General features: G+C 57.0%; 10 protein-coding genes and 3 tRNA genes. 11 read left to right on the forward strand and 2 right to left on the reverse strand.

Translation table 11 applies throughout. The features are described from left to right. Window positions 1-482 precede the first annotated feature (482 nt). The 7 genes from U9R25_13350 (at window position 483) to U9R25_13380 (ending at window position 4,335) form a co-directional block, all read left to right on the forward strand. Window positions 483-1,424: a sugar kinase gene (locus U9R25_13350; GenBank protein ID MEA3336894.1), complete on the forward strand. Its 942-nt coding sequence runs from the start codon at window positions 483-485 to the stop codon at window positions 1,422-1,424. 68 nt (window positions 1,425-1,492) lie between these two features. Next, entirely contained in the window at window positions 1,493-1,714 is a 222-nt protein-coding gene (secG, locus tag U9R25_13355) for a preprotein translocase subunit SecG (GenBank protein ID MEA3336895.1), read from the forward strand. 82 nt (window positions 1,715-1,796) lie between these two features. Beyond that, window positions 1,797-3,440: an ABC transporter substrate-binding protein gene (locus tag U9R25_13360; protein ID MEA3336896.1), complete on the forward strand. Its 1,644-nt coding sequence runs from the start codon at window positions 1,797-1,799 to the stop codon at window positions 3,438-3,440. A gap of 121 nt (window positions 3,441-3,561) precedes the next feature. Beyond that, window positions 3,562-3,645: transfer RNA gene (locus tag U9R25_13365), tRNA-Leu, on the forward strand. A gap of 70 nt (window positions 3,646-3,715) precedes the next feature. Continuing rightward, window positions 3,716-4,099 carry a hypothetical protein gene (locus U9R25_13370; protein ID MEA3336897.1) on the forward strand — a complete coding sequence of 128 codons (384 nt, stop codon included), beginning with the start codon at window positions 3,716-3,718 and terminating at the stop codon, window positions 4,097-4,099. Between the two features lie 45 nt (window positions 4,100-4,144). Continuing rightward, window positions 4,145-4,216: transfer RNA gene (locus U9R25_13375), tRNA-Met, on the forward strand. Between the two features lie 45 nt (window positions 4,217-4,261). Next, a tRNA-Met gene (locus U9R25_13380) sits at window positions 4,262-4,335 on the forward strand. A gap of 134 nt (window positions 4,336-4,469) precedes the next feature. Here the strand turns inward: U9R25_13380 and U9R25_13385 are convergent. Further along, entirely contained in the window at window positions 4,470-4,925 is a 456-nt protein-coding gene (locus tag U9R25_13385; GenBank protein MEA3336898.1) for a hypothetical protein, read from the reverse strand. Between the two features lie 338 nt (window positions 4,926-5,263). Between U9R25_13385 and U9R25_13390 the strand changes: the two genes are divergently transcribed. From U9R25_13390 to tnpA, 4 genes are read left to right on the forward strand one after another with little or no spacing between them, the layout of a single operon-like run. Beyond that, window positions 5,264-5,857, forward strand: coding sequence for a DUF1819 family protein (locus tag U9R25_13390; GenBank protein ID MEA3336899.1), 594 nt, complete (start codon window positions 5,264-5,266; stop codon window positions 5,855-5,857). Next, on the forward strand, window positions 5,854-6,465 hold the full coding sequence (locus U9R25_13395) for a DUF1788 domain-containing protein (GenBank protein MEA3336900.1): 612 nt from the start codon (window positions 5,854-5,856) through the stop codon (window positions 6,463-6,465). Before U9R25_13390 ends, U9R25_13395 begins: the two co-directional genes overlap by 4 nt. Window positions 6,466-6,485: 20 nt before the next feature. Beyond that, complete coding sequence (brxC, locus tag U9R25_13400) at window positions 6,486-9,992, forward strand: BREX system P-loop protein BrxC (protein MEA3336901.1); 3,507 nt, start codon at window positions 6,486-6,488, stop codon at window positions 9,990-9,992. 19 nt (window positions 9,993-10,011) lie between these two features. Beyond that, entirely contained in the window at window positions 10,012-10,485 is a 474-nt protein-coding gene (gene tnpA / locus U9R25_13405; GenBank protein MEA3336902.1) for an IS200/IS605 family transposase, read from the forward strand. A gap of 59 nt (window positions 10,486-10,544) precedes the next feature. On the opposite strand, the gene U9R25_13410 is transcribed toward tnpA, so the two are convergent. Continuing rightward, complete coding sequence (locus U9R25_13410) at window positions 10,545-11,357, reverse strand: hypothetical protein (protein MEA3336903.1); 813 nt, start codon at window positions 11,355-11,357, stop codon at window positions 10,545-10,547. Window positions 11,358-11,531: the final 174 nt, after the last annotated feature.

The following is an 11,531-nucleotide window of genomic DNA, read 5'->3' on the forward strand; positions in this document are numbered from 1 at the left end:
GGTTCACGCGCCAGCAGGCGTACCGTGAGGTAAGACCGCGAAGCGCGAAGGGCACGAAGGGCACGAAAGAAGTTGACAGCGGTCAGCGGTCAGCGGTCGGAGCGTTTGGACCACGAAGGCGCGAAGGGCACGAAAGAAGTTGACAGCGGTCAGCGGTCGGTGGTCAGTGGTCGGAGCGTTTGGACCACGAAGGCGCGAAGGTTCACGAAGACCGCGAAGCGCGAAGGGCACGAAGGGCACGAAAGAAGTTGACAGCGGTCAGCGGTCGGTGGTCAGAAGACGGCAGACGGCTTCCAGAAGACAGCAGACGGCGGACGGCAGACCGCGGTCGGACTGGAGTCGAGGCTTCAGCCGGGAAGGCGGCGCGGCGATCCTCAGTCGGCGGTCGGCGGTCTTCGGTCGGCGGTCTTCGGTCGGCGGTCTTCTGTCAGCGGTCTTCTGTCAGCGGTCTTCTGCCAGCGGTCGAAGGAGAAGTCATCACAGTGAACATTCCCGCCGGCGATCTGGATGTGCTTTCGGTGGGCGAGGCGATCGTGGATCTCATCGCCGAGCAGGAGACGGCGACCCTTGAAGAAGCGGCTCATTTTCGCCGTTTCCAGGGAGGCGCCCCGGCAAATCTGGCTGTTAACGTGGCAAAGCTGGCAGGATCGGCAGCCCTGATTGCCAACCTGGGCAGCGGTCCATTCAGCCGGTTTTTGCAGTCCAGCTTCCACCAGGCCGGGTTGGAAACCTGTTACCTCGTTTCCGATCCGACCGCGCGCACCAGCGTCATCTTCATCTCCCGCTCCCCCGGCACAGCCGACTCTGTGACGCTGCGCGATGCCGACTTCAAACTGCGCCCCGAGCATATCTCCAGCGAGGCGATTGGGCGAGCCAGAGTCGTCCACACGACTGCTTTCGCCCTGGCGCGTGAGCCTTGCCGGTCCGCGGTGATTGAGGCATGCAAGATGGGGCGCGAGCAGGGCAAGATCGTATCGCTTGATCCCAACTATAACCCGCCTGTCTGGCCCGATCGCCAGGAGGCAATGAGCGTGCTGCAGCGGGTATTCTCCTATGTCACAATCACCAAGCCATCGCTGGATGACGCCCACCGCCTGTTTGGTCCGGGAAAGTCACCGGAGGCCTATGTTGACATGTACCATGCCATGGGTCCGGAGCTGGTCGTATTGACCATGGCAGCAGATGGTATCCTGCTGTCCGACTCGGCGACGCGGCACCTTATCCCTGCCAACCCTGTGCGGGTGGTCGATGCAACCGGAGCAGGCGACGCCTTTTGGGCGGGCTTTCTGGTGGCGTTGCTGGACGGACACTGCCCGACTACCTGCGTGCTTTTTGGCCGGGAAGTGGCGGAACGGAAACTGAGCACCGCGGGACCTCTGCCGGCGAAGCTGGACCGCCAGGAGGTATACCGGTCGATCGGATGACGCTTCATTTTGCCCTCACAAAACGCCCGTGGTATAATGCTCGCCAGTCAAATTGGAGGCAGAACAAAGTGCAGAATGTTTTTTATATCGTTCAAATGATTCTCGGCGTTGTCCTGATCAGTCTGGTTGTCGCCCAGTCAAAGGGAAGTGGCGCTGGCGCCATGTTTGGCGGAGACAGCTCATTTACGACCACACGGCGGGGCGCGGAAAAAACCATGTTCAACCTGACCGTGGTTGTTGCTCTTCTGTTTTTTCTGACGGCTCTGGTGAGCATGGTCGTTCTCTCCTAGCCATCACCAAGCCTTCGGCCTATCCGATTGCCGCGTCCACGGGCTGTGAGGCGCGGCGTTTTTCATGTAAGGACTCTGACTGTTGGGACGTGCAATTCGTTGGCAGGCATTGATCGCCCTTGTCGGCATCATCCTGCTGGCCAGTATCCTCGCATCGACAGCCTTCGACGTCTCCAGCGTGACAGTACCGGTGACCGGGGGTGTCTACACCGAAGCTGTAGTGGGGTTTCCGCGGGGTATCAACCCATTGCTCAGCTATGGCAGTGACCTCGATCGCGACTTGAGCGGCTTGCTGTTTCAGGGCCTGGCAGCTATCGACGAGCGCGGTGAAGTGGTTCCTGCCCTGGCCGAAAGCTGGGAAATCAGCCCGGATCAACGGGATTACACCTTTCATCTTCGGGAAGATGTGCGCTGGCACGATGGCGCCCCGTTCACAGCCAACGATGTGCTCTTCACAGTCGGTGTCATGCAATCGGATGCCTTTGCCAGCGCTGATTTCCCGGCTCCTGGCTACCTGTCCGACCTGTGGCGCAGTGTGTCGGCGGAGCGAATCGACGACTTCACGGTGCGTTTCCGGCTGCAGGAGCCCTATTCTCCCTTTTTGTACGAAAACACAATCGGCATCCTTCCGGAACACCTGTGGCGTTCTGTGCCCATCGAAGATATGCCCCGGTCCATCCTGAACGAACAGCCGGTTGGCACCGGTCCCTGGCAGCTGACCGGCATGACGGCCCTCTCAGCGCGGCTGGAGCCAAGCTCCTTCTGGCAGGGGCCAGATCCATATCTTGAGGCGCTGGAACTGCGATACTACCCTGATTACCCCAGCGCCTTTGCGGCCTTCGACGCGGGTGAAGTCGACGGGGTAAGCCGGATCCTGCCCGGGAACCTGTCCACCGCTCATGAAAGCGATGAAATGGCGGTTTTCAGCGCCCCGCTGGCCGGAGAGACCTTCGTCTATTTCAACCTGGACAATCCCAATACACCCTTTCTGGCCGATCCTGAAATTCGGCAGGCCCTCTGGTTGGCCCTGGATATTCCGGCGACCATCGACCAGGCGTTGCAGGGTCAGGGGATTCCAGCCTCAGGACCCGTTATGCCGGGAACGTGGGCCCATGTCGAGAGCAAAAAGCCCGTTGCCGATCCAAAGAGTGCTGCCCGGATGCTGGCCGATGCGGGCTGGATTGACGAGGATGGCGATGGGGTTCGCCAACAGGGCGAGATAACCATGTCGTTCATCCTGCTTGGCGATGACGAAGCGGTGCTCAACTCGTTGGCAGAGCAGTGGGCCCGGATCGGCGTGTGGGCCAAACCTCAGGTTGTCAGCCTGGTCAGCCTGGCTGGGGACCATCTTGCCACGGGCAATTACGAAGCAGCGCTGGTCCATTGGCAGCTTAGCGCTGATCCGGACCCCTATCCGTTGTGGCATTCGACCCAGGCGGGCGATGGACAGAACTACTCCGGTTGGAACCATCGACGGGCCGACGAGATCATGGAAGAGGGCCGATCTGTCAGTGATCCGGGACGGCGGATGGAACTTTATGCCGAATTCCAGGAGATCTTCGCCGAACAGTTGCCCGCCTTGCCGCTCTACTTCGACGTCTACAACTTCGGCGTCAACAGCAAGGTGAAGGATGTGCAGGTTGGGCGTCTCAACTCGCCGCTGGATCGTTTCCACACCCTGGATCAGTGGTATATCGTTACGGAGCGCAAGACGGTGGAGCCGTAAGGGTATGTCAGAATGTCATCATTCCGCATCTCGACATGTCAGTATTTTGACATCCTGGCATATTTGTTATCGCTGAGTGGTTTGACAATTCGTTGCGGCGGTGGTAAACTCTTCGCCGTGGGCCGAAGTGGCGGAATAGGAAGACGCGCTACGTTCAGGGCGTAGTGAGCAATAGCTCGTGTGGGTTCAAATCCCACCTTCGGCACTGTTTGTTGATAGGTCCCAGATGTTGGCATCTGGGGCTTTCCATCCGAGGACCAGCCCTGGAGGGCGTGGTGGCCAGCAAGCTTCCTGACATCCCAATCGCACCGAAACAGCTGGCACTGATCGCAGGAATCGTCCTGCTGGTGTTGTTCTGTTTCAGCTACACCAGCCGGTTGATTGCCAGCAGTGAATTGCAGGGTGAGGTCACCTTCTGGGAGCGAGAGGTTGAGTCGGAGCGGCAGCGTCTGGAGAGAAACCAGGCCCTGCTGGAGTACGCCAGGACCGACGATTTCGTCATCGAAAAGGCGCACACCGATCTGGGGTGGGCCAAGCCGGACGAGGTCGCGATCTGGGTGGTTGGCGAGGAAGCGCCCCGGGCACGACCGGTGGAGCCCGAGACCTTTCACAGCGTGTCGCCCTGGCAGCTTTGGTCCGAGCGGTTTTTCAGTCCTTGAGTGTTTGACTTTTCGACAAAGCTGGGTATAATCTTTCGATAGCGATGCGGGGTGGAGCAGAGGCAGCTCGTCGGGCTCATAACCCGAAGGCCGCAGGTTCGAGTCCTGCCCCCGCTACTGAAGATGGCTGACGACGCACTGTTGTCAGCCATCTGATTATCCGGCGACGTAGCTCAGGCGGTTAGAGCGAGGGCTTCATAATCCCTAGGTCGGTGGTTCAAGTCCACCCGTCGCCACTAACAGATACTCCCCCACAGCTCCTGTCATTCGGCGGGAGTTTGCTTTTATACCCGACTGCTGTGGATGTGCAAGTCAGACGATGAATCCAAGGTCGGATGAGCAGTGACCAGGTCGTCCGGGCGAACCACGCCTAAGGCGCAACGCGTTCAAGAGGGCGGCCGCTCAGGCCAGTGCCTCTCAATCTACATGCATCTTCCAGCAATATCAGGTCGAGCTGACCGTTATCGGTCAACGCGACTTGATAGCTTCCAGTGAGGCCAGGACAGCCGAGGTTGTCATCGGCGTTTTTCAGCATAAGCCGCGTTCCCTGCAATTGGAACCCACCCCAATCGAGTGGCAAAGTCTCGAGGCCGGCAACCGATTCGGCCGCTCGAAAAGTTCCATCCTCGAGACTTTGCGTATAGGCTCCCACTCTATCCATCCAGATTCCGATCAGATCCACGGTAGCTAAGCTAACAGCAGATAGACCCCCGTGCAGCTGTTCGAATATGAGCACTGACTGGCAAGTAGTAAGAATCAAACTGAGCGTCAAGACAGCAGCAACCATGAATAGTCGTTTTCCTTCAAACCTCTTGAAAAACATCATATCCTCCTTGTGTCATTGGGTTCATCGATGGTCGTTTTGCATATTATCACAGATCACTGCCTACAAAATATCCGCAGATTGAAGCCCGGATTTTTCCCCTCTTTCGAGATTCGCTTCGATGACACAGAAACGGACAACACAGGACAAGCACCGGAGAGAAAATCATGACAATGCCACGGACCGGTCCGCCGGTCTATGATCTTCATGAGGTTTTTTTTCGACTTTTAGATTACAGTTTGTTCATCTTCGTGCCACACCCCTCCCAGATGACCCACGTCATTGACGGATCGTTGAAAGGCTGTTAAAATCATAATCCAATGACAGATAGCAGATACCTCATGTCGTTCACCGCTGGCGCGCTCCTCTACCGGGAGAGCGTCACCCTTTCTGAACTGTGGGTACAAACCGAGGATTGGGGCATCGTCAAGGATGAGGTGCTGACAGGCAACCTCCTTCAGATGCGCACAATGAGTGCCGCCAAACGCGTTTTCCGCGAGGCCAGAGCCCGCCTTCAGACACTGACGCCGCCCCAAATGGCACTGCTCGTCGATGGACTGCGCCAGGAACAGAATTGCCTGCTCTGGCTGGCCATTTGCAAGCGCTTCCTCTTTATCCACGATTTTGCTGTTGAGGTATTGCGAGAGAAGTTCCTTCTCCTGAATCCGGTGTTAACCCAAAACGACTACGACCAGTTCTTTGCCAACAAAACGGAGTGGCATCCCGAGCTGGAGGCGTTGGCGCTCTCCACCCGGAAGAAACAACGGGAGATCGTCTTCCGGATGCTGCGGGAAGGGGAACTATTATCGACGGATGGAGTAATCATTCCTCCCATCTTTTCCCCACACCTGGTCCAGGTGATCACACAAGACGACCCTGCCTACTTCCAGATCTATCCCACCCCGGATCCAATGGTAACGGGACATACCCAATGACTGCCGACCCCACGGTGCTATCCCCCGAGCAACGCTACGCCCACCTGTTCGATGTAATTTCAAGCCCGCGATTCCTCAAAATGCAGGGGCTGGGCAACGAGGTGCCCTTCTTCATTTGCTCCTATCCCCCCCGGCAAGCAGTGGAAATGAGCAAGATGGGCAAACGATTGATGGGCAAGCTGAAAAGCAACGGCGTCCAGGTACTGAAGATCAACCTATATGACCTTTCTATCGAGTTGTTATGTGAACGAGGAATCTGGGATCGCATCATCAAGGTCGAAACAACAACGCCCAAGGACTCACTCAAAGAGTTGCTGCAGAACGTTCTGGACGTCGAGCGCCACCTGGTGCCCGCCATGGTCGAGAAAATGCAGGCTCAGCCCTTCGATGTTCTGTTCATCAGCGGCGTGGGCGAGGTGTTTCCCTACATTCGTTCCCACACGGTACTCAACAACCTGCAGAGCAAGGCGCAGAATCATCCCACCGTGCTCTTTTTTCCCGGTAGCTACACCCAATCGCCCGAGGAAGGCGCGTCGCTCGATCTGTTCGGCCGCCTTCATGACGATAAATACTACCGGGCGTTCGACATCTTCGATTTCCAGGTGTAGATTCTCAGAAAGGCTGTCCCATGAAGCTTTCAGGTTATTTTGCCAAACCGGTCGACCGGCACATCGAGGGTGTGATCAAAGCCGATGACGAAGCCAGCTTGCGACTTGAAGTCGAGGAGTACGTCCTTACCAACGAGATCGCAAAGGGTCTCGACCAATTCCTGACCGCCTACAACAACTTCCAGGGTGCCAACGGCGCCTGGATCTCCGGCTTCTTCGGCTCAGGCAAATCCCATTTACTGAAGATGCTGGCCTTGTTGCTGGAAAACCGCGTGGTGGAAGGAGTGGCGACCTTTGATGCCTTCATGGACAAGCCGGAGTTGCAGGAGGATTCTTTCCTGCAGGCAGACCTGAAAAACGCCATCGCCATCCCGTCCCAAAGTGTCCTGTTCAACATCGACCAGAAGGCGGACGTGATTCACAAGGGGGAATTCGACGCGCTGCTGGCGGTCTTTGTCAAGGTGTTCGACGAGATGTGTGGCTACTTCGGCAAACAGGGGTACATCGCCCAGTTTGAGCGTGATCTGGATAGCCGCGGTCAATATGAGGCATTCAAGGAGACGTTTCAGGAGATCGCGGGCATAGCTTGGACAGCCGGCCGCGAGCAAGCGCTGCTGGAAAGCCACAATATCGATTCCGCCTACGCACAGATTACCGGTGTGCCGTTGGCCAGCGCCCAGGGTATTCTCGACAAATACCGGGCCGAGTACAGGCTCTCGATCGAGGACTTTGCAAAACAGGTGGACGCCTATATCCAGCAGCAGGGACCTGATTTTCGCCTCAACTTCTTCGTGGACGAGGTGGGCCAGTACATTGCCGACAACATCAAGTTGATGACCAATCTACAGACGGTGGCCGAGAGCCTGGCGACCAAATCCCGCGGCAGAGCCTGGATCGTGGTCACCGCCCAGGAGGATATGACCACCGTCCTGGGCGAGATGGACCGGCAGCAAGCCAACGACTTCTCCAAGATCCAGGCCCGCTTCGCCAATCGCCTGAAACTGACCAGCGCGGATGTCGAGGAGGTGATCCGCAAACGGTTGTTGGCCAAAAACACGCGCGGCCAGGCTGATATTGGCCAGTTGTACGAGGAACAGAAGAACAACTTCGGAATGCTCTTCGACTTCGGCGATGGCGCCCAGACCTACCGCAACTTCCGGGACGAGGGCCACTTCGTCGGCATTTATCCCTTCATCCCCTACCAGTTCGTGCTCTTCCAGTCGGCTATCCAGAGCCTCTCGCAGCATAATGCCTTCGAGGGCCAGCACCGTTCCGTGGGGGAGCGCTCCATGCTGGAAGTCTTTCAACATGTTGCCATGGAAATCGCCGATCACCAGCTTGGACAGCTCGCCACCTTCGACTTGATGTTTGAGGGCATTCGCAACACCATCCAATCGCAGATCAAGCGTTCCATCAAAACTGCCGAAGACCATTTGGGCGACCCCTTCGCCATCAGGCTGCTCAAGTCCCTCTTTCTGGTCAAATATGTCAAGGAATTCAAGGCAACCCCGCGAAACCTGACCGTCCTGATGCTGGACAGTTTCCATGCGGACCTGCCAGCCTTGCGCAAACAGGTAGAACAGGCGCTGGATCTGCTGGAACAGCAGACATACATCCAACGCCACGGCGAGGAGTACGAGTTCCTGACCGACGAGGAGAAGGATGTCGAACAGGACATCAAAAACACCGAAGTCGAGACCGATGCCGTGGCCGAGGAACTGGGCAAGTTAGTCTTTGACTATGTCATCAGGGACCGCAAGATCCGCTACGAAACAAACGGCCAGGACTACTCCTTCTCGCGACGAATTGACGATCGCCTGCTGGGACGGGAACAGGAGCTGGGCATCAAGGTGATCAGCCCCTTCAACGAGTATAGCGACAACGAGACATTGCTTCGCGCCCAATCGATGGGCAGGGATGACCTCCTGGTGATTATGCCTGCCAGCGTCCGGCTGGTGCGTGACCTGGGCATGTACAAACGCACCGAAAAGTACATCCGCCAGAACAGCTCCATCACACAACAGGACACAGTCAGGCGCATCTTGAATGATAAGAGTCTTCGAAATCAGGAGCGCCACCGGACGCTGCAAAGACTGGTGGAGGAACTGTTGGGCAAGTCCAAGTTGATCGTCAACGGCCAGGACGTGGAGAGCGGTTCCAGCGACGGGAAAACCCGGGTTGTGGAAGGCTTCCATAGTCTGCTGGTGCGCACCTATCCCAATCTACGGATGCTGCGGGGTATCACCTATTCCCAGGACGACATTGGCAAGTGCCTGCAGTCCACCGCTGGCCTGCTGGGCGATGATCCAACGACCTTTAGCGAGGCGGAACAGGAGATGATGGCCTTTCTGCAAGAAAATCAGCGCAGCGGACAGCGCACCACCATGCTGAGCCTGGTGAATCGCTTCGAGAAAAAGCCCTATGGCTGGTACCTGGCTGCGATTCAATGCGGAGCCGCCAAGCTCCACGCTCGCGGCAAGATCGAGGCGACCCAGGACAGCAACCTGCTGGAATCCGGGGAATTGGAAAAGGCGTTGACCAATACCCAAGGTTTTGGCAATCTGATCCTGGCGCCACAAATCGATTTCAGCGCCGCGCAGGTCCGACGGTTGAAGGACTTCTACGGCGATTTCTTCGACGAGCCGCCTCACAACAATGAGGCCAAGTCCCTGGCCCAGGAGACCGCCGCGTCCCTGGCCCTTTTGCATACAGAGCTCGAACAGATGCGAGGTCTGCCGGATCAGTACCCTTTCCTCTCGGCCCTGGATCGGCCTATCCGGTTGCTGCAGGAAGTGACCGGTAAGCCGTACACCTTTTACCTGAAAAATCTGGGCCAGCACGAGGATGAGCTCTTCGACTCGAAAGAGAGCGTCATCGATCCCTTGCGCGATTTCATGAGCGGGCCGCAACGCCAGATCTACGACGAGGCCCGTCGCTTTCTGGACAACCAGGCGCCCAACCTCTCCCACGTCGACGGCGGCGACGCCCAGGCCATACGGGTCATCCTGGCTGATCCCACCTGTTACCAGGACCATGCCATGACCCGGCTCAAGGGATTGCTGAACAATCTGCAAGAGCAGGTGCAGGAACAGGTACAGCAGGAACGGGAGGAAGCCAGCCAGGCCCTTCAAAGTCGCTGGCAGCGGCTGGCGGCCATGGATGACTTCCAGGACCTTTCCCCGGAACAACAGGAGGTACTGCGGCAGCCCTTCGACGAGCTCGGCCGGACCGTTCAGGTCCATACACTGATCGCGGTCATTCGGGACGAGCTGCGGAGCTTCGAGGAGCAGCGTTATCCGCAGCTCCTGGGCCAGATGAGCGACTGGCTGGAACCGGAGTCTGAAACTGATCCCGAGAGTGGTCCGGTCATCGAAGAACCCAGATACGAGTACGTTCCCAGCCAATCCCTGGCCGTGCCTTTCAAAAAAGCCTGGCTGGCCGACGAAGCTGACGTAGATGCCTACCTGAAAGCCCTGAAAGAGGCGTTGATGCAGGCCATCGCCGAGGGCAAACGGGTGCAGGTTTAGGCCCACAGGAATCCATATCATGCCCTACTGGCAACTGTTTTACCATCTTGTCTGGTCGACCAAACATCGGGAACCGCTGATCACGCCTGATGTCGAATCGATCATCTACGAACTATTGCGCACAAAGGGCATCGGCCTGGGCGCGACAGTGTTCGCTATCAATGGTATGCCAGAGCATACCCACGTAATTGCCGCAATCCCACCCAAAATCGCCGTTGCTAGATTCGTGGGTCAGATCAAGGGAGTGACAGCAACCAAGTTCAATAAAATGGGCCTACCGAACAAATTGTATTGGCAGGCCGAATACGGTGCTTTTTCTTTCGACGCGAAGCGTTTACCAAATTACATCGCCTACGTCGACCGCCAGAAAGAACATCATGCCCCAGGGTCCCCGCAATCTTGCTTGTGCCGAGCCCAAGTAGTTGCTCATCCAGATCCAGCTCCCCATTTTCATCCAGATCGTCGAACAAAAAAAGACGTTCTCCATAGGTGAGATCTTGTTCCGTAAAACCGGCGTCAGTTCCGAAATCGCGTACCGAATCATTGTCGGCGTCATTGAACAACCAGTCGACCTGACTGATAACCCCCCCCCCGATATGTGCCCGGAACATAGCCTCTGCCATAATCAGGATGTGAGGTGGCCTTCAGAATATCCAGCAGTTCATCCGGCGCGGCGTTTCCGTCGCTGTCAAGATCGACCGCGTCGACGCCCGCGTCGAATACACCATTGCCGTTGCTGTCCAGCCAGGCATAGGTGCCTCCATCGGCGTTGAAGAAATCTGGATGAAACACATCGATACCGGTGTCGAAGTTGGCGATCGTTACGCCCTGTCCCATGACCCGATTGCCGTTCCCGTCTCTCTGAGCCCACACGTCGTCCGCGTTGATTTCTACGATACTGGTGTCAAGAGGGGAATGGACACCGGGCTGCCATATCGACTCAATACGGACGATGTCAGCGCTGGCGGCAATGTCATCGATTACTTCCAGCGGGACCATCGCTCCAAACACGGTGCCGGAATGGGCGATTTCGCCATCCAGGTAAATAAACCTCACCTGACGCCCTTCCAGTGCGCGGATCGCTGGCAGCTCGGGTATCTCCCGAAAGCGAATGCTCACCTCTATCACTCCCGTTTCGGCGATTGCATTCACCTGGCTGGCGAAAGTGTCGTCGCCAACAACCTGCTCTGGCGATTCGCTGAGTTGTAACAGCAGGTCCAGGGTAGCGCCCGTCTTGCTCAGATAGGCATCCGAAGAAGCGCCTGGATCCGAGTCCCCGAAAGCTGGTGCAATTCGGGATGCCAATGCGATTCCGGCTAATACGAGCAGCACTGCCATGCAACGTCCAAGAGTTGACAATTTCATAATCCCACCTGCTTCCTTTGGCCTGGCTCCCTCGAAACAAGGCATCCCACACCAATGCCAACCAACGACCCGTGATTGATTTGGTTACCAACTTTTGAGAAGAGAAATGACACCAACCTGACTTGAACCATGATACACGATCGTTCATCTGTCGTCAATCCCTTGTTCGATCGC

The organism is Chloroflexota bacterium (genome assembly GCA_034717495.1).
Classification (GTDB): Bacteria; Chloroflexota; Anaerolineae; order JAAEKA01; family JAAEKA01; genus JAYELL01.

Bases quoted from the DNA above. Each gene is read 5' to 3' on its own strand.
- U9R25_13395 (MEA3336900.1), top strand. From the start codon at position 5,854: ATGACTGCCGACCCCACGGTGCTATCCCCCGAGCAACGCTACGCCCAC.
- U9R25_13410 (MEA3336903.1), bottom strand. From the start codon at position 11,357: ATGAAATTGTCAACTCTTGGACGTTGCATGGCAGTGCTGCTCGTATTA.
- tnpA (MEA3336902.1), top strand. From the start codon at position 10,012: ATGCCCTACTGGCAACTGTTTTACCATCTTGTCTGGTCGACCAAACAT.
- U9R25_13385 (MEA3336898.1), bottom strand. From the start codon at position 4,925: ATGATGTTTTTCAAGAGGTTTGAAGGAAAACGACTATTCATGGTTGCT.
- U9R25_13390 (MEA3336899.1), top strand. From the start codon at position 5,264: ATGTCGTTCACCGCTGGCGCGCTCCTCTACCGGGAGAGCGTCACCCTT.
- brxC (MEA3336901.1), top strand. From the start codon at position 6,486: ATGAAGCTTTCAGGTTATTTTGCCAAACCGGTCGACCGGCACATCGAG.